We start from the raw sequence: 20,081 nt of genomic DNA, 5'->3' as shown, positions 1-20,081 counted from the left end.
AAAAAAAGCGATTGCCCCCCTCCAAACCCTGACCATTTCACCTCAAAACAAGAATGGCCGAGTTCTAAACATGAATGGCCGAGTTCAAAACATGAATGGCCGAGTTCTAAACATGAATGGCCGAGTTCTAAACATGAATGGCCGAGTTCCAAACATGAATGGCGGAGTTCAAAACATGAATGGCCGAGTTCCAAACATGAATGGCCGAGTTCCAAACATGAATGGCCGAGTTCCAAACATGAACGGCCGAGTTCCGAACACGAAACTTGCACTTTTGAACTTGAATTGTGTTGAATTTATCAGGTACGCCCAACCAAACTGGCCACTACTGTCGCTAATTCAGCCGGCTCAATGGGTTTAGGCAAATGCAGCTGATAACCATCTTGTATCGCTCGCATCCGCTCCTCAGCCCTAGCATAAGCTGTCAGTGCGGCGGCGGGAATATTTCCCCCTAATTCTGGTGGTTGCGATCGCAGTTTGCGAATCAAGGAATAACCATCTTCTTGAGGCATACCGATGTCGCTGACTAAAACATGTGGTTTCCACTCTTGAATTACCTGCAATGCTTCTTGAACTGACGCCACTGCTCTAACTTCAGCTTGGCACTGTTCAAGTACTGTGGTGATGAATTCACGGCTATCGGCTTGATCGTCTACAACCAATACCCGCACATCAAGGAGGGAGGGAGAAGCGGAAAGGCGCAGGGGAGCAGGGGCGCAGGGGAGCAAGAGTGGACTTTTGAGAAGTGGTAGCTTGACTGTAAATGTCGCGCCTTTTTGTTCACCCAAACTATCGGCGTGAATAGTACCGCCATGTAATTCTACTAAATGACGGACGATCGCTAATCCTAGTCCTAATCCGCCATAGGTTCTCGTGCTAGAACTATCAGCTTGACGAAAGCGATCGAAGACATAAGGAAGAAAATTAGTACTGATGCCAATGCCTGTATCAATTACCTGAATTTGGGCATATTTATCAGTTTGCCTTTGGTGTTCTCCTAAATTAGATGCTGAGGTGTTGATGTCAATTATTCTTGGTTTTTCTTGACTCGTAACTACTGACAGTTGCACCTCTACCCGTCCTCCTCTGGGTGTAAATTTGATAGCATTAGATAACAGATTCCAGACGATTTGCTGTAAGCGCTCAAAATCACCGGAAACTAAGAAGAGCGAATCTTGACTGAGGAATTTGTTGTTTGAATGTTGATGAGTTGGGAATTGTGCTTCTGGAGATTTTTCGGTTTCTGTTGCGGGAATAAGGGAAAATGTCAAATCGATTTCCTTAGATTGGGCGGCTAGGCTAACATTTTCGATCGCAGACTCAATCATCGGCACCAAATTACAAGTACGCACATTCAGGCGTAACTTACCTCTAATCATCCGCGATATATCCAGCAGGTCTTCAATTAGCTGGGTTTGCGCCTTAGCATTGCGCTCAATTGTCTCCATCGCCTTCGCCATGAGAGTTTCGTTGAGCTTGCTTCGTTGCAATAGTTGCGCCCAACCGAGAATTGCATTGAGGGGCGATCGCAATTCGTGCGATAATATGCCCAAAAACTCATCCTTCATCCGGTTCGCTTCTTGCAACTCCTCAGTTTGCTGCTGCAAAGATGCAATTAAATCAGCTCGTTCCATTGCGATCGCAATTTGGTCGCACACCGCTTGCATCATCGCTTTTTGATTCGCGGTGAAACTTAGCAGACTCCGGCTACCAAAAGAAAGAGTACCTAACAGCCGTCCCTGGGCAATCAACGGGTAACAATAATAAGCAGTAATGCCTAAAGAGCGAATCAATTCTGTTTTCGGGTCAGTTGATTGTTGCACATTCTCTACAGCTCTTGCACAGCCCTCCTGGGCGACAGTACCGCAAACCGCTTGACCAAATGCCAACCACTCAATTTCCTTTGCCAGTTCTGGGGAAATACCACTGTAAGACTGCAACCGCATTACCTGAGAGTTATCCTTAACCAAATAGTTAAAGTAAACATCTAAACCAATTTGCTCTCTGAGTTTTTGGAAAACGCTATCAATTAGTACTACTGGTTGCTGGCTGGATAGGAGATCGTTAGCTGTGTTAAATAATAGCTTTAGCCTCTCGTAACCTAGAGAAAGTGCTTTTTCTGCCTGTTTGAGGTTGCTAATTTCTTGGAATACCAAAACACAGATCGCTGGATGGCCGTGCATTGCTGGCAAGGTATCGGCAAATATCAGTAGAGAACGCACACCAGAGCTAGTATGCCAGTCCACCTCGATCCCATTCAGACGTTCGCCAAGGGCAACCCGGACTCCTGGCATTTGCTCATTGGGGATGCGATCGCCAGCCGCATCCGTGTAGTGGTAAGCTGTATGATATTCTGCTGCTGGTATACCTTTGGGAAATTCGCCTCCAGCTAATTCGTCAGCAGAGCGATTGGCAAAAATTACCCGCGCTGTGCCTGGCTCAATAAACAACAACGGTCTGGGCATCAGATTTAAGACATCTTCCAGCCATTTTTGTTGATTCCAAAGCACTTCTTCAGCCTGTTTGCGCTCTGTAATATTCAAAAATGCACCAACACTTCCTCTCGTCCTCCCGTCTTCGTCAAATAAAGGTGCAACATACTCCAACAGCTTGACAATTTTTCCATTTTTATGGATTATATCAACTTCAAAATCCAAAACTTCTACACCATGAGTAGCAGAGTACTGCATGGGGAGTTCTTCTGGTAACAGTTCCCTTCCCTCGCGGTAAATTTTAAAGCTTGTGGGTTTTTCAAAGGGAGTGCTGAGGGAGGCATTTGTATCTGGCAATATCCCTAACTGCTTGGCAAAAGCAGGGTTCACCTTGATATTTTGGCATTGTGGATCTTCGGCAATGCCTATGCCAATGGGGATTACCTCCAGCAAAGTTTGTAATTCAGTGATGCGGCGCTGTAGATTCTTATTCAGTTGAAGAATTTGTTCCTTGGACTGCTTTTGCTCGCTGATGTTGCGAGTCACAGTTGCTAAGGCAATTGGCTGACGTGTATTGTTGTCTGTAACAGTGAAGATGTTGTAATCAACAGGTATCGCTTCACCTGTCTGGAGATGCCGAAAACGGAATTCTCCCTGCCAGCGGCCAAGTTTAAGCACAGTTGGCAGGATATTTTCAAGAAAATATCCTTTGTCTTCAGACATGAGGTAATCTAATACTGCCTTTTGTTTTACCTCATCAAGGCTTGCAAGCCCGACTAATTTTTGACCTGCATCATTTATATAAAGTAATTTGCCTTCAAGGGTAGCGATGCTGATAAAGTCAGAGCTATTTTCTACCAGTGATACTAATTTTTGTTGCTCTGCTTCTGCTTGCTTGCGTTCGCTCAAATCGAGGATAAATGCTACTGACTCTTCGCGATTTTCTCCCAGTAGTACATAACCAATTAAAATGGGAACACGGCTACCATCTTTGCAAATGTATTCTTTTTCATAGGGTGTACAAGCACCGTTAGCATTTCCCTTGGCTTCAGCAATACCTTGGTCATCCAAGTATAGATACTCTGGTGGTGTGATATTGCTCCAACTGAGGTTACCTGCTAACAGATCCTCCCGCGTGTAACCAACCATCCTGAGAAATTCGTCGTTTGCTCGGTTGATACTGCCATACACGTCACCAAACAAAATGCCGATGACGTTAGCATCGACGAAACTTGCCAGTTTATCTTCGTAGGTTCTCAGTGCTTCTTGGGCGCGTAGCCGTAAGTCATCGGAGATATCGCGCTGGTAGCTGAGGCGTTCAATAACCCTCGCACTTTGCCAAATCAAAACAGTAAAAATTACAATCAGGACGATCGCAAACACTGATATGGCAAAAGCTGGATCGTATTGTCCTGCGCGTTGACCTTCAACAATTACCCAGCCTAGTACAAAAGGTAGGGCGATCGCTGCAACCAACAAATGACGTGCAAGTAATCCAGCATCAGTATCACTTGTAACTACCTTCATTAAACCCTGTTCTGCCCGCGCCCACAAAAGACTTAGACTTAGTAAGCTGAACAACACTGCTGTGTGTAACGCCATTGATGTTGTATAAGGAGCAAGTCCATAAAGAACTTTCACTTTATAGGCATAGCCCATAAGTGCTTGTAAGGAAATTAAAATAGCTATCAGAGCGAGAATTTGGCTATACCAATAACTGCGGTGGGTTTTTGGATGAATCAGAAACTGTAAGGCTACACTCATCAGGATAAAGTTGAGTGCGGTATTTACCCCCATTCGCCCCGGATGCGATGTCGCCAAACTGGCAGCTGAGTCACGAAACATCAACTCATCAATACCAAAATTCCAGCCGAACAGATATTCACACAGTGTCAGCCCAGCAATTGTGGTCACCGCGATCGCACAAACCCTAGAAACTAAAAGAGTCCGAGAGTGCGGATAATTTTGAATTGTTCTTTCCCCCCTGCCCCTCTGCCCCCCTGCCCCTCTGCCCCCCTGCCCCTCTGTTCTTAAAAATAGCCACAGCGACACACCAGATAGCACAAAGCACAGCGCTGTATTGACTTTCATTGTGGCCGGACTACCGGGGAAGCCGTGCTTGAAAATTTCAATTTCCAGCCACCAGCCAACTAGTACCAGGCTACCAACTAAAACGGGAATCGCACTTGCGATTTGTGCCACAAATGAATTTGCCGGGACTTTAAAGATATCTTGCAGCCGCAAGCGGTTAACCTTTAACATTAGTGTTCTCTAACCGCATCTATCTAATGTAGTAAACTTACGTATTTCTTACGGTTTAATGATTCTGAGCTTTTGTATTTTATGTTACCTCTTGATTTATTTATCATCTACCCCAATGCATATTTTTTCTGCGAGAATTTAGGGTAAGACATAATATTTGGTTGAATTGGGCGTTAGGAGTGCTGAGTTTAGGAGTGCTGAGTGCTGAGTTAGGAGTTAGGAGTGCTGAGTTAGGAGTTAGTATTATCTCCTCCGCCCCTCCGCTCCTCCGCTCCTCCGCCCCTCCGCCCCTCTGCTCCTCCGCCCCCATCCTCCTCATCTCCCCTACTCCCCAGTCTCCACTCCCCAACTATTTCAGAATTCCAGGCGATGTTGTTTACCATCATCTGGAAAACGCTGCTCTCCAAAACCAACAAGTTCCACGATCGCTTCACGGGTTGGAGGTGTCCATTTCCCCTCTCTGGCTCCAATTTCCACTACTGTTTTGCTTGTCTGTGTAAATACCCTGATGTTTGTTAGCGCAAAGCTCTTATCTTGATACTTGCTGGTATGTCCATCATCTTCAAACAACTGATATTCGTTATTACCAGGCCAAATCCGTAAACGGATCTCGTCGAGTGGAGATTCATCAACATATTGCTTGACAGGTTGCATGGGAACGATCGCCCCGCTACGGACATACAGTGGCATTCTCTCTAGTGGTGCATGAGCCAGAATGTGAATCGGTCCTTCATAACACTCCCCACTCCACCAATCATACCAAGTGCCAAGGGGTAAGTAGACCGAGCGATGCTCAATTCCAGGACGATAAATTGGTGCAGCCATGAGCGACGCACCTAAAAATACTTGATCGTAAAGAGTGCAAGTCTGAGGATCGTTGGGGAAATGGTACAATAATGGTCTTAAAATTGGTGCGCCTGTTGTTGCTGCTTCCCAAAAAAGGCTGTAAATGTAGGGAAGCAATTGGTAACGTAAATTAATATATTCTCGACAGATATTTTCAACGCGATCGCCAAATACCCAAGGTTCATGACGAGCAGTAGACATGGCCGAGTGACCGCGCATCAATGGGTACAACATTCCTACCTGCATCCACCGAGCAAATAATTCCCCAGTGGCGTTACCTGCAAATCCACCAATATCACAGCCCACAAACCCCACACCCGAAAGTCCCATATTGCAAAGCATCGGCAGAGACATTTCTAAATGCTCCCACAAAGAATGGTTATCCCCCATCCACACCGAAGACCAGCGCTGCACACCCGCATAACCCGATCGCGTCAACACAAACGATCGCTCTGAATTGCGATGCCGTTCCAACCCTTCATAACAAGCTTTCGCCATTATTAACCCATACAAATTATGCACTTCTATATGAGTAGAAGAAGACACAGGGATATTCCCCTTGTCCTCCCCTCCCCCCTGCGGTGCATCTAGGGGAAACCAAATCTTATTCCCATCATCGCCGAAAGGGCGATCGTTTATGGCCGGTTCATTCATATCATTCCAAATGCCGGCTACACCAATATCAGTCAGGCTTTTGTGCAAATCACCCCACCAATTAGACACATCAGGACGTAAAAAGTCTGGAAAAACAGCTTTATCAGGCCAAACGTAGCCGTGGAACAATTCGCCATCAGCTTTACGCACAAAATAATCGTTTTCTATACCTTGGTCAAAAACATGATAATTGGCTTCTGGTTCATACTTCACACCAGGATCGATGATTGTGACTGTCTTAAAACCATCCTGTGCTAAATCACTGATGAGTTTTGCCGGGTTAGGAAACCGCTGAGAACTCCAAGTAAATACTCGGAAACCTTGCATATAATCAATATCCAAGTGAATCACATCACAAGGAATGCGACGCTGACGAAATTCCTGCGCCAATTCCCGCACCACAATTTCGGAATCGTAACTCCAGCGACATTGGTGATAGCCTAACGCCCATTTTGGCGGTAATGGCATTCTCCCTGTTAGCTGAGTATACGTATTCAGAATTTGAGCAGGTTCGGGGCCGTAAATAATGTAATAATCTAATTCACCGCTGCGAGTTTCCATTTTCCAAACACCTGGTTGTTCCGCGCCAATATCAAACTGACTCCAAAAAGTGGTGTTGAAAAAGATGCCATAACCTACCTCTGGGCGCAAAGCCATAAAAAACGGAATTGCTTGATACATTTCATCGGTAAGTGCATCGTAATCTAAAGCGTCAATTGTCCAGTTGGTTTTTACCTCGCTAAGTTTGTCGAGAAAACCTGTGCGTTCACCAAAGCCATAAAAATGTTCATCGGCTGCAATTTGCTTCCATACTGCAACTGCGCCCATCCGCCAACCCATACCTGTTTCTGTATCTTCCGCAAAGGGACGCTTAGCTTTGTCGAAGCAGGTAATGCGACAGTTTTGTTGCTGGACAGATACACGAATCTGTGATGTTTCAATTTCCACGGTTGCTTGAGTTTCTCGCACCGTAAAAGGTGTTGTTGTCCATTCTGCATCATCCAGTGTCACCGCCCAAGAACGACGGGGCATAAATTCCCCAGTTGGTGCAAAACGCACCCGGATTAAGTTGGGCGCAAGTATAGTGATAGTGAGGCGTGAGTTATTAGACTCGAAATTAATAGTTTTATTGTTCCAAGTTACAGCATCTACATTGCCAATGGTTGTCCAAGGTTGATGATTTATGGGTAGTTTTCCAAAATATTGTGGCATATCACGTATTAATCAGGTTAAAACTTGTCCGCATTTATGATTACAAACATAATCAGCCTTAAACTCTTTCTTTCGCTATAAATTGTCTGAAAGATTAATAAATCTACAGATTAATTACTGTGAACTAAGATGATTTTTTATAACTTAGGATTCCAATTCAAATAATCTAGCAACCAAACCAATATACTTTTTTATAAATATGCTTTTTCGGTAATTTCATCCCCAAAAAAGTAGATTTTAATGTCTATCATCGAGCAGATACCTGAGCGAGAAAAAATAGTTTAAGCTTACATAAGAACAACCTGAAATACATATATTAACTAAGTTATGGCAACGGTTAAAGGTATGTATATAAAAAAGGGAAAATTTCAAAGATATTTTCCTTTTTTTATTCCTTCTTACTTTCCCATCACCTTAACCGCCATAACTTTTTTTGAGCAGGTAAATTAAGCTTGAACACTACAAAAATATGCAAAACGACTCTGGTAAAACTATTTCTATTTGGATGACAACAGCAGAAGTGCCAGAACAACCTGTGCTTACCGAAAATATTTATGCAGATGTATGCATTATTGGTGCCGGGATAGCAGGGATGTCAACTGCCTATATTTTAACCCGCCAAGGAAAGTCAGTAGTCGTGCTGGATGATGGACTTATTGGTGGCGGTCAAACTGCACGGACGACAGCACATCTGTCGAATGCGCTAAGTTATCGTTATTATGAATTAGAGCAAATACACGGTAAAGAAGGCGCAAAAGTTATTGCCCAAAGTCATACAACAGCTATTAATACTATAGAGGCGATCGCTACCCAAGAAAATATTAACTGCGATTTTGAGCGACTTGACGGCTATCTTTTCGCCCCAGACTTGAAATCCATCGATGACATTCAGCATGAGTTAGAGGCTGCACACCGAGTCGGACTCACTGACGTAGAAATGGTCAAGAAAGCGCCATTAACTGATTTTGATACCGGAGTTTGTCTGCGGTTTCCCCGACAAGGGCAATTTGACCCTTTGAAATATCTAGCCGGACTTGCAGAAGCCATTCAACGCCGTGGCGGGAGAATTTATACGAGGGCACACGTAGAAAAAATCCAAGGTGGTTTACTTGCGCGCGTTGAGACAAGCACTGGTCAAGTTGTCACAGCTGATGCTGTAGTAGTTGCTACTAACTCCCCTATCAGTAACTTGGCTAGTATGCACTTTAAGCAAGCTCCATACATTACTTTTGTCATTGCTCTTAAAGTGCCTCATGGTTCCGTCGCCAAAGCCCTTTATTGGGATACCATCGACCCCTACCACTACGTAAGATTACAGAAACTTGATGACGAATACGATCTATTAATAGTTGGTGGCGAAGACCACAAGACTGGACAAGCTGACGATGCCAATGCACGATATGCCAGACTCCAAACATGGACGCGAGAACGTTTTCCGATGGCACAGGAGCTTTTATTTCATTGGTCGGGTCAGGTAATGAATTCTGATGATGGTATTGCCTACATTGGGAAAAACCCCTTTGATGAGGATAACGTCTACATTGTCACCGGTGATACAGGCATAGGCATGACCCACGGCACGATCGCTGGCATACTCTTAACTGATTTGATTTTGGAGCGAAAAAATACCTGGGCAGAGCTTTATGACCCATCGCGTGTGAGAGTTGGTGGAGTCAGTGATTTTATCTCAGAGAACGTCAATGTTGCTACGCAGTATTTAGACTGGCTGACACCAGGAGATGTTGATTCCGTCGAAAAAATCGCTCCCGGTAAAGGTGCAGTTATACGGAATGGTTTAACAAAAATCGCAGCTTATCGAGACGAAAAAGGCACACTGCACCAACATTCGGCAATTTGTACTCACCTCAACTGTATCGTCGCTTGGAACTCCCTAGAAAATACTTGGGATTGTCCGTGTCACGGTTCGCGGTTTGATACTCAGGGAAAGGTAATCAACGGCCCTGCCATTAATGGACTAACACCAACGGTTGACAGTTGACGGGTTATGGGTCATCAGTCATCAGCTAAATGTACAACTTAAATCCGTAACAGCTTAAAAAGTTACATTAGATATTCACAAGTGTTTTGTTGAGTGGGCTATTTGCCTACTTTTTTTTTGTCAACCGAGTGAATACACGGGAACTTCTTGTTCTGAGTTATAGTCACTAATGACTCTTCCCAATTAGCGATCGATCGTGCCAGTATGTTTCCCAAACTCACTTACCTTGATTCTCGGCAATCTGCCGTTTACATCTACAGGTGTATACAGTTAGTCTTATCTGTTCTCAGTTTTTACTGAATTGTCTCTATAGATACAAAAATTCCAGTCAATTAGTCTTATTAACGCAGACTTATACGAGTTTGAAATTCGTAGAATCAATCTTCGCTAGGAAATAAATTTGGCTAAAAACAATTAAATATTAACATAATTGATAATATTTGCGCCAAAACTTTATGAAGCCTATATCTAACTACACCTAACGCTTTTTTGCATCCGAAAACCTATATACTAGACTAAACTTTTAGAAATTTGAGGTTTTGTTAATTGCAACACCAAAAACTATTAATTTTTAGATGAAATACTAGCGTATCTTATAGTCTATAGTTTTTAAGGTTTACTCAAAACTGTATCCAGTATCATCAAAAAATTGCAAACTTCATGTGGTGCAACAATCAAGCGGGGAGTGAAAACATGAATTTACGTACAGATGCATTGCAAATCCTCAAAGAAACTAGCCGAACTTTTTATATTCCAATTAGCGTTTTACCAGCAGGATTGCAAGAAGCAGTAGCATCAGCATATTTGTGTATGCGTGCCATTGATGAAATTGAAGATCATCCAGACCTAGATAACCTTACTAAGACGAAACTGTTACGCACAATTAGCCTGACATTACAGGCAGGGGTTGATGGTTTCCCAGTAGATGCTTTCTTTGCAGGATTTAGTGGGTATGAAAATTCCTTAGAAGAAGTTACCCTAAGAATTAGAGAATGGTCACTACTAGCACCGGAGACCATTGCACCTCGAATTTGGGATGCTACTGCGGCAATGGCTGACCGGATGGGTTACTGGGCAGAAAGAAACTGGAAAATCTATACAGAATCTGATTTAGATCGTTATACATTTGGAGTTGCAGGTGCAGTGGGATTATTGCTCTCGGACTTATGGACTTGGTACGATGGTACACAAACTAACCGTACTCAAGCAATTGGGTTTGGTCGCGGCTTACAAGCAGTTAACATTCTGCGTAATCACACTGAAGATTTGAGGCGTGGGGTAGACTTCTTCCCACAGGGTTGGAGTGCAGTAGATATGCAAGATTATGCACGGCGCAATTTGATACTGGCAGAAACTTATACTAAAGCTCTTCCTAACGGACCAGCCTTAGACTTTTGCCAAATTCCTTTAACTTTGGCTCATGGTACCCTTGACGCCCTTGCTAATGGTAAAGAAAAACTCAGCCGCAGTGATGTGTTTGCACTCCTCGAACAATTGATTGGTGTGAACGATTCACGATAAGTTAAAGTTTTTGAGGTTTTGTCAAGAGTCAGTATAAAGGAATTCACTCATGCCGGCTTTCTTCTGCTTGAAAGTAATGCCGACCAAAAAACCGAGAAATCTTAAACAGAATTGTCTCAAACATTGGGTCAATAAAAATTGTTGTGGGAAAGATGCTAAAAATTTCCCAACAAGCTTTGTCACAAAGGTTTCTCAGCTTTTGGGCAGAACTATTTAAACACCTGTTTCATAAGTTGCTTGTTGTGAAGACGATACAGCAAAAGCCTCAAATCTTTGATTTATCGCCTTTTTCCTTCCCCTTGACAAATCCTACTTTTCTTTAATTATTTCCATAAGTCTCCAAAACAAAACATTCATATTTTTGATAGATTCAACCTTAGAAATGCTATTAGCGAAAACTGTATTTACTTCTGCTATTACTTACTGATTTATTTCAGATTTTTCAGAATCTTAATATAGCAAAATAAGCATAATTTTTTTGCTTGAGCGTCTTGCCTACCGAAAATATACAACTTTTATCTTTAAATAGCCTAATATATAAAATGCTTTTATGGTGCTGTGAGATTAAGACATTAGGCTATTCAAAAACTACCTTGTTTACCTTATACATTATTTTGGTTGTCCATAAGTTAAGGAAAAGTTAAAAACTATTAATTAAATAGAGGGTATGTCACCTGAAATTTCTCCATCAAATACCAGTTTATAATTTTATTAAAACTACCTATTAAAAATTACTATTCTACTAAAGACTGATTGCCTAATTAATCTAATAAATGTATTTTTAAAAGTGGCTTTTCCAAGGCTCATAAAACATAGTACTAGTGCAATACTTTTCGGTTAAACCCAATAATCTCTTTTTTGGTCTGGGGAAAGGTTAAAGGGCAATGGGGAAAGGGAAATTCAAACCCTTTCCCTTTCCCCCTTAACCGAAAAGTATTGAGTACTAGTGCAGTAAACAGAGTTCTGTTCAAATATTAAGCATTACAAGCAAAAGCCGATAGCTGAGAACTTGGCTTTAGAAATATCTACCGCAAGTGCTGTATCGCCTACGCTGACCACCTAGAACCAGGAGTTTACAGTCTGCATTACTTAGTCCGTTCTTACTCCTGGTACATTCTCTTGGCCTAGTGCAGAAGTTCACCTACAATATGCACCAGAAGAATTTGGGCGTACTGCTGAGTTTACATTGATATTGGAGGATGGGAAGTAGTAAGTGTGAGAAGTACAAGCAAATGTTGTCTTTATTTACTAGACCTCTTACAAAAAAGTTTTGTGATAAATTTATTAATGTGATTTCCATATCCTACCGCCATCTGCCAAATCTTTGCTGCAACACCTTCAGCGCACTGGAAGAACATTGGTAGTTATACAAGAGATACAGCCCAAGTTTAAGGTAAAGAGTCAATCGATGTTATTCCTGACTGCTGAAAATTCTGAATAGGAATTTCAATTTTAAATTCAGTTCCCTGACCTAATGCAGAGATACAGTTTAGTTTACCCTGGTGCTTTTCGACAATAATCTGATAACTGATTGATAACCCTAAACCAGTTCCTTGACCAACAGGCTTAGTAGTGAAAAAGGGATTAAAAATCTGTTCCTGAATCTCTGATTTCATGCCAGGTCCATTATCTTTGATACTAATTAAAATCCTCTCGTTGTCTACAACTAAAGTTTTTATTTGAATAGTTGGTATCTTAGTTGCAGACTGCCAATATTGAATATTCTCCTTTAAAGCGTAAATTGCATTATTGATAATATTCATAAAAACCTGATTCAATTGGTTGGCATAACAACTAATATTTGGCAGTTGATTATATTCCTTAACTATCTGAATATCAGGTAATTTATTTGGTAGTGTCAACTGATGATTTAGAATCATCAATGTATTATCTATGCCTTCGTGAATATCTACAGATTTAATTTTTGCTTCATCTAGGCGTGAGAAGTTGCGTAAGCCAAGAACAATGTCTGTAATTCTCTCACTACCTGTACTCATAGATGCCATTAACTTAGGTAAATCGTCACACAGATACTCTAGTTCGATAGATTTTATTTTGGCTGCTACGGTGGGATTTATTTGGGGATACTGCTCTTGAAAAACCGCAACTAAATCTAGTAAATCATTTATATACTGATTTGCATATCTGAGATTACCAGCAATAAAACTCACAGGATTATTAATCTCATGGGCAATCCCTGCTATCATTTGTCCTAGACTGGACATTTTTTCACTATGAACCAGTTGAGCTTGTGTTTTTTGTAAGTCCAGCAAAGCCTTTCTTAATTCAGATGTTCGTTCTAAAACCTTTCGTTCCAACTCATTGTTAGCCTTTTGTAAAGCTGCTGCGGCTCTGTAGGTTTCTGTAGCAATACTGGCAATATGGGTGGCAGTTTTCAGAATTTCTAGATGATGCTGAGTCGGATCGCAAGGAAATTTATGAGATATAGCAAATGTTCCTAAAACTTCACCAGTTTGTGAAGTAAAAGGTGATGACCAACAAGCTTTAATGTTATAACTCAAAGCGAAATCTCGGAAATCAGCCCATAAAGGGTCATTAGCAATATCAGTAACAAATACTGAATCTCCTCTATAAGCAGCAGTACCACAAGAACCACAACATTCACCAATCATCAAACCATCAACACCCTTAGCAAATTCTTCTGGGAGAGTGGGTGCTGCTCCTCCCCGCAGTCGCCGCTTGTCTTCATCTACAACTAAAATGGAGCAATACGCGCCAGGTAATTGTTGCTCTAACAACACACAGAGGTTGTTAAAAATTTCATATAGGTTGACTCCAAAGGCAACTTGTTCTAAAACTTGGCTTTGGGTGTACACTAATGCTTCTGAGCGCTTGCGTTCAATCGCTGTTGCCAAAATATGGGTTATGGATTGTAAAAAATGAACGTCATCTGAAGAAAAACTCTTCGCCTCAGTAGCATATACTTCTAGCAAACCTAAAGGCTTACTCTCACCTGGAATTAGCACACTCAAACCAGTAACGCTATCACCAGGAGAGGGAATAGTTAAATCATCTATCTGACAATTGGGTGTGTTGCAGTTAATAATTGACTGAGTATTCTCCAACAATTTTTGTATTTGCTGATTAGTCGTAACATTAATCTCAGGAGAGTTTGTTTCTAAAGGTTTCTCCCCAATGCTAGCTACTTGACGCAAAGCATTACTATCTGAAAGTACTTGCCAAATTCTACTGTATTTAACATTGAGTATTTGAGCTACTAAAGCAACCGTATCTTGGAACAAATACGATAATTCCAGTCCTGACAGTGCTTTTTGTCCCAGTGTATTAACTGCTGATTGATAGCTAAAATTCATCGATGAATTATCAAAATTATGCCAGTTATTGTTTGATTGACTTGTTTTGCCTAATGCCTCTAAATTTAAGTTCATAAACGAATATTATTTGTTCTGTGTATCTAATGGTTCCCTAAAAAATTTAGAATTTCAATCTACTTCTCAAAACTTTAAGATAATGGAATATTTATAAATCAAAGATAAAGTAGCTTAAGCACATCTAAAATAATATTGACAAAAATATTGGTTCGTGTAGTAAAACAATAATCAGATTTATCGTTTGATATCATATTGCTTTTGCCCTTGGCGTATCGTCTTTGCAAGGAGAAGGTTACAAAACGAAGTAAGCAGTTAAAGATTTAAGCTGGCACGTTTTCAGATGCATCACAAATCTTGTTATTTTACAACTACCCATTGCGTCACACCCGCCATTGCTCGCCAGCCCAAAAATTTACCAATAGGTTCTGCTCGTTGGATGGCAATACGAGTTAAATCACCACCGACTCTTTCATGCCATTGAAATAAAGTCTGCTCGCCCTCTACTGTCACGACATTAACCACCAAACGTCCACCCGATCGCAATGCTTCCCAGCAAACATCAAAAAGTCCCGTTACTGTTACGCCACCACCAATAAAAATGGCATCTGGTGTAGGCAAATCTTTGAGAACATGAGGTGCTTTACCTTCAATGATTTGCAGATTTGGAGTACCTAGAGTGGCAGCATTATCGGCAATATATAGTAGTCTAGACGCATTTTGTTCGATCGCCATCGCCCGACACCGAGCATTACTCCGCATCCATTCAATAGAAATTGAACCGCAACCTGCACCCACATCCCACAATAATTCTCCCGGTGTGGGAGCCAAAGCTGCCAAAGTAATTGCCCTAACCTCACGCTTCGTTAACTGTCCATCGTGGTGATAGGCGTTATCTGGTAATCCTGGTAATCTTGGTAATGGGACAATCCCAGCATCGGGAATACAATCAACTGCGATCGCATTTAAAGCCGCAACTTCAGTTTCACTCCAAGATACAGCTCTACCTTCCACAATTCTTTCATGAGCGCCGCCCATACGCTCCAAGACGGTGATTCTACTGTCACCATAGCCGCGATTTGTCAAAATTTGAGCAACGAGGGCAGGTGTGTCCTTCCCTTCACTCAAAATCAACAGCCGCGCTTTTGGGTAAATATAAGACTGGAGTAGGGAGGATGGACGACCATTTAAACTCAAGGTTTCCACCTCAGTTAAAGACCATCCCATCCTGGCACAGGCGAGGCTGAAGGCTGAAGGTGCAGGGATAATCGTCATTTCGGAAACGGGAATTTGCCGCATCAAGGTAACACCAATGCCGTAACACATAGGATCGCCGCTTGCTAGTACGCAGATTGAGTGACCCCGACGCTTGATGATTTCGTCAACTGAAGTGCTAATGGGGGATGTCCAGACTAGTTTTTCACGTTGGTCATGTGTAGGGAGCATTGCTAAATGGCGATCGCCTCCCACAATTACTTTAGCTCGATCGAGTAAAGAAAGAGCGATCGCGCTTAACCCCTGTAACCCATCTTCCCCAATGCCGACAATAGAAAGCCATTTCTCTGTCATGCTAATTCAAATTCTGAATTATTCTGTCAATTTTGGTAGTATAGAGTGCATAGTGCTGGATTGAGGATAACTGGATGAACTCACTCCCAGAAATCGAAGCTGCTATTATGCAATTGTCGGAAGGTGAAATACGCGATCTATCAAACTGGCTCCAAGAATATCTCAATGATGCTTGGGACAAGCAAATTGAAGCAGATGTAAAATCTGGTCGATTGGATCGGTTAATCCAGCGTGCCAAATCAGATATTGAAGCTAATCGTGTGAAACCGTTAGATGAAGTCCTTAACAACCCCTGATTTTTGGCACTCATATTTTGCACTATCATCTGAAGTTAAAGAGCAAGCACGAAAGGCATATCGTCTTTGGATTAATAATCAGTTTCATCCGTCTTTACATTTCAAAAAAGTAGGAAATGATTTGTGGTCAGTCAGGATTAGTGGTGGATATCGGGCACTAGCACTTAAGAAAGGTGACAATTATTACTGGATCTGGATTGGTTCACATGATGAGTACGAGGCGCTGATTGGATAAGAATATTGCAGCTTCAACCTTCACCCTTTAGCTCAAGTTCCTAGTTTATCGGCGATTACAAACAAATAATCTCCTTGATTATTTTCATACTTTTTGACAATCTCGCCGTTCTGCCCTGTCTGAATATTTGCTTATAAACAGACAGCCATTTGTTTTAATTTCTCACAAATTTTTAACCCAATGAAAAGTCAACAGTTATCAATTACCAGCGAACACTAGTAACTGATAACTAATAACTTTTAAACCAGTGCTGCTGTTGCTTTCAATGTAAAAATCTTTTCAATCACATCTTCGACAACCTTATCAGGCGTTGAAGCACCAGAAGTAATTCCCACAACAATTTTTCCATCTGGTAACCACTTTTCTGTAGTTATTAACTGCCCATTTAATTGCCGATGTTCTATGGAATCTCCTGATTTAATCCGTTCAGCAGTATCAATATGATAGGAAGGAATTCCCCGGTCAAAAGCAATTTGTTGCAATTGAGTAGTATTCGAGGAATTAAACCCACCAATTACTACCATTAAATCTAAATTATCTTCCACTAATTCCAACATTGCATCTTGACGTTCTTGGGTGGCGTCACAGATAGTATTGAAACTTTGGAAATGCTGATTTAACTCGGTGGGGCCGTACTTCTGCAACATAGTATGCTCAAAAAGCTTGCCGATTTGCTCAGTATCGCCTTTGAGCATGGTAGTTTGATTAGCAATGCCAACTCTTTCTAAATCGCGATCGGGATCGAATCCTGCTGAACAAGCTTTGGCAAATTTTGTCAGAAATTCTTCACGGTTGCCACCATTAATAATATAGTTAGCAACATATTCTGCTTCTGGCAAATTCAACACAATTAAATACTTGCCAGCAAAAGAACTAGTCGCAACTGTTTCTTCATGCTTATATTTACCGTGAATTATTGATGTATAATCGATTTTTTTGTGCTTTTCTACTGTATTCCAAACTTTAGATACCCAAGGACAAGTTGTATCAACAATTTTGCAGCCTTTCTCGTGGAGTATCTGCATTTCTTGAACGCTAGCCCCAAAAGCGGGTAATATAACTACATCACCAGTTCCCACAACAGAAAAGTCTTTATTCTTTCCTTCAATGGGGATGAATTCTACCTCCATCTCCTGCATCCGCTGATTTACAGAAGGGTTGTGGATAATCTCGTTGGTAATCCAGATGTGTTCTGTGGGGAAGTGCTGACGGGTTTCGTAAGCCATAGCCACAGCCCGTTCTACACCCCAGCAAAAGCCAAAGGCTTGTGCGAGTCGAATTGTCACATCACCCCGTTGTAAGGTGTAATTGCGATCGCGAATTTCCTGAATCAAGTTACTTTGATACTCAGACTGCAACTGGGTGGTAACTTCTGCTTGATGACCAAAACCCTTGCGATTGTAATTTTCTGAATGTTGGAGCGTGCGCTTAAAAGCTTTTGTATCCATTATAATTATCTACTTAAACCACTATTTTTTATTCTCTCGCGCCAAGACGCGATTTATACAGACTTCTATTCAAAGATATTACAAAAGTCAAACCAGAAAGCTTTTAAGCGTGGAGAGGCCAAAGGAGAGCCACAGGAAACCTATGGATAGCGATCGCTCATGAATGCGTTCCACCTTTAGGGGTTGTCAATCTTTGCTACGCAGATACTATCATCATATAGTAATCACATTTGATTTCTGAAAAAATCTCAGTAGTCTTGTAGGGTGTGCTAGAGCGTAACCTAACATACTTGATATCAGCGTAGAAGTATCTGGATTTACGTACTTAGTACCTTTTTATTACTTTCAAAGTAGAGATCGCCAAATTCTTCCAAAGAAACATCAGTCTGCGATTCTGGATGACGGAAGTAGGGATGGATGGGTAGAAGTTCAGGGCGAGGGTGGGTTTGTGCTGAAGACAGAATCTGCTCGAGCAAAGTTAGGTAGTTTTCAGCAGTGGATTCCCAAGTGTACATCTTCAGCACCCGTTGCCGACCAGCTTGAGCAAAATATTCCCACTCCTGGGCATCACATAGCAACCGCTCTAATCCCCGGACAATATCAGCAGGATCTTCTGGGTCAACAAGTACGCCATATTCCTTATTTCCCTGTCGCAAGCTCTCGCTAGGACCACCGTTCTGTGTTGCTACCACAGGCAAACCCGCTACTGCCGCTTCTAAGGGAGCAAGCCCAAAGGGTTCGTAAAGTGCGGTCAGGGCGAATACCGAGCGGCGTTTAACCATAAACCGATAGGTTGCTGCCAGTGACTCTTGAGATTGATCTAACAAGCCAAATGCACTGATCTTGCCCCATAAGTCGTTTTCTTGAACTACCTCCCGAATGGGGACTAATACCTCTTCAGTCATTTCGTCGCTAGTCTCCTCTCGCAAGGGATCGTCCAATCCTCCTGTAAGTAGCACCAAGTTTGCTCGTTCCTGAAGTGTTGGACTGATTGCGAAGGCTTGCACCAGCCCTAATATGTTTTTTTTAGGCTCTAATCGACTAGATGCGATGATAACAGGCAAATCTCGACGCGGCTCTGCAATGTCCCGTACCAATCGCTCCTCAATGAGTTGGTAGGTAGCCTCCTCGTTTTCGGAACGCGCCTTTGCACCGAAAATCGAGAAATCTGCTCCTGGTGGAATCACTGCAAAACGGTTGTCGTTGTTTACATCCACCGCAGCACTATACACTCGATGAGAATACTGTTCAAAACGTTCTTGTCGCGTACTAGTAATATTAACCGCCGAGCGATTCATGCTTAGGCGCTCGGCTAAGATACGATATTTAAAATGGAATTGCTCGTTTATTTGTGGGAGATTTTCTGGAGTGATTTCCAGTTTATCCATCTTTTGAGCGCCGAGAGAATGAGCAGTAAAGGTAAAAGGTATACCTGTCTGGTCTTCAATCAGAACGCCACATAATCCCCCATCACCGTAGTGAGCAGTCATTACATCAGGTAAGCTACCTTGTTGTTGATAAAATTTTAGAATGTTGGGTACCCAATCACTAACCAAATGAGACCACAAAAACTCTTTAGGAAGAAACTCTTTTGGCCCCGCTGGTAAACGAATAATGCGGACGTTCTCGACCCCTGGATATGTCTCAAATGTTTCGGCAAACTCTGGCCACTCTGGGTCAATAATTTGACGCGTGAGAATATCAACTTGATGACCCATTTGAGCTATCGCTATGGCGACTTGCTTCACGTAAATTAGCTGACCCCCAAAATCTGGGTGTTTCGTTATGTGACTATTGCCTGAATCAAAATTGCCTTGAGGGTTGAGAAATCCAATGTGCATCGCTTACTTCCTAATACAGGTTGATTTCTACTAGAGGTTTTTGCTTGAAGACGGCAGCAGAACAGCTTAGTAAGCTTGTTAAAAACTCCCAAGACTGAAAAATACAGGCAGTGAGGCTGTAGATAAATGCAATCAAAAACTAAGTCAAAGGGTTTTTGTTGGTTCCCTTTAGCTTAAATCCAGCCAATTCGCGCATTTTCCTAATGCTTAACTTAATCGCTAGTGCTGCTCGGGCACATATACCGGATGGCATAAATAGTATGGTTCACCAGTATGGTGAACCCTAACTCAAGTTGCCCGTCGCAGATATCCTAAGAAGGTGGGGCGTAGTCCATTACACACTGATGTTAGCCGAATGGTTATGTAATCTGTTAACTCAGTAAGAGTCAGCGATCGCAGTTCTCCTTTTAGCTATA

General features: G+C 42.1%; 10 protein-coding genes and 1 pseudogene. 5 read left to right on the top strand and 6 right to left on the bottom strand.

Going from position 1 to position 20,081, the window contains the following annotated elements; all coding sequences use genetic code 11:
• Nucleotides 1-299: 299 nt before the first annotated feature.
• Both ACFG4S_RS14690 and ACFG4S_RS14685 read right to left on the bottom strand, forming a co-directional pair.
• Complete coding sequence (locus ACFG4S_RS14690) at nt 300-4,694, bottom strand: PAS domain S-box protein (RefSeq protein ID WP_392535487.1); 4,395 nt, start codon at nt 4,692-4,694, stop codon at nt 300-302.
• 354 nt (nt 4,695-5,048) lie between these two features.
• A complete protein-coding gene (locus ACFG4S_RS14685) occupies nt 5,049-7,406 on the bottom strand; it encodes a glycoside hydrolase family 31 protein (RefSeq protein ID WP_392535486.1) in 2,358 nt (785 codons plus the stop codon).
• Between the two features lie 469 nt (nt 7,407-7,875).
• Here ACFG4S_RS14685 and ACFG4S_RS14680 point away from each other — a divergent pair, with 469 nt between their 5' ends.
• The 3 genes and pseudogenes from ACFG4S_RS14680 to ACFG4S_RS14670 form a co-directional block, all read left to right on the top strand.
• Nucleotides 7,876-9,405 (top strand): FAD-dependent oxidoreductase, encoded by a 1,530-nt coding sequence (locus tag ACFG4S_RS14680; protein ID WP_392535485.1) that lies wholly within the window; start codon nt 7,876-7,878, stop codon nt 9,403-9,405.
• A gap of 693 nt (nt 9,406-10,098) precedes the next feature.
• Complete coding sequence (locus tag ACFG4S_RS14675; protein ID WP_392535484.1) at nt 10,099-10,926, top strand: squalene/phytoene synthase family protein; 828 nt, start codon at nt 10,099-10,101, stop codon at nt 10,924-10,926.
• A 978-nt stretch (nt 10,927-11,904) separates the two neighbouring features.
• Nucleotides 11,905-12,136, top strand: a pseudogene (locus ACFG4S_RS14670) (hypothetical protein); the annotation flags it as partial.
• Nucleotides 12,137-12,314: 178 nt separating this feature from the next.
• Here ACFG4S_RS14670 and ACFG4S_RS14665 read toward each other — a convergent pair.
• Both ACFG4S_RS14665 and cbiE read right to left on the bottom strand, forming a co-directional pair.
• Nucleotides 12,315-14,336 (bottom strand): ATP-binding protein, encoded by a 2,022-nt coding sequence (locus ACFG4S_RS14665; protein WP_392535483.1) that lies wholly within the window; start codon nt 14,334-14,336, stop codon nt 12,315-12,317.
• Nucleotides 14,337-14,636: 300 nt separating this feature from the next.
• Nucleotides 14,637-15,845 carry a precorrin-6y C5,15-methyltransferase (decarboxylating) subunit CbiE gene (gene cbiE, locus ACFG4S_RS14660; protein WP_392535482.1) on the bottom strand — a complete coding sequence of 403 codons (1,209 nt, stop codon included), beginning with the start codon at nt 15,843-15,845 and terminating at the stop codon, nt 14,637-14,639.
• Nucleotides 15,846-15,919: 74 nt separating this feature from the next.
• Here cbiE and ACFG4S_RS14655 point away from each other — a divergent pair, with 74 nt between their 5' ends.
• Together ACFG4S_RS14655 and ACFG4S_RS14650 are read left to right on the top strand one after the other, a co-directional pair.
• Entirely contained in the window at nt 15,920-16,141 is a 222-nt protein-coding gene (locus ACFG4S_RS14655; protein WP_392535481.1) for a hypothetical protein, read from the top strand.
• Nucleotides 16,119-16,376 (top strand): hypothetical protein, encoded by a 258-nt coding sequence (locus tag ACFG4S_RS14650; protein WP_392535480.1) that lies wholly within the window; start codon nt 16,119-16,121, stop codon nt 16,374-16,376. The genes ACFG4S_RS14655 and ACFG4S_RS14650 overlap by 23 nt, the downstream gene beginning before the upstream one ends.
• Before the next feature lie 239 nt (nt 16,377-16,615).
• Here ACFG4S_RS14650 and ACFG4S_RS14645 read toward each other — a convergent pair whose 3' ends face one another.
• The gene (locus ACFG4S_RS14645; RefSeq protein WP_392535479.1) at nt 16,616-17,824 is read right to left on the bottom strand and encodes a 4-hydroxy-3-methylbut-2-enyl diphosphate reductase; all 1,209 of its coding nucleotides are present in this window, start codon (nt 17,822-17,824) and stop codon (nt 16,616-16,618) included.
• A gap of 317 nt (nt 17,825-18,141) precedes the next feature.
• On the bottom strand, nt 18,142-19,665 hold the full coding sequence (locus ACFG4S_RS14640) for a glycosyltransferase (RefSeq protein ID WP_392535478.1): 1,524 nt from the start codon (nt 19,663-19,665) through the stop codon (nt 18,142-18,144).
• Nucleotides 19,666-20,081 lie beyond the last annotated feature (416 nt).

Source organism: Nostoc sp. C117, assembly GCF_043099735.1.
Taxonomy (GTDB): domain Bacteria; phylum Cyanobacteriota; class Cyanobacteriia; order Cyanobacteriales; family Nostocaceae; genus Nostoc.
Note: the sequence above shows the minus strand (reverse complement) of the source record. Positions and strands in the feature narration are given on the sequence as shown.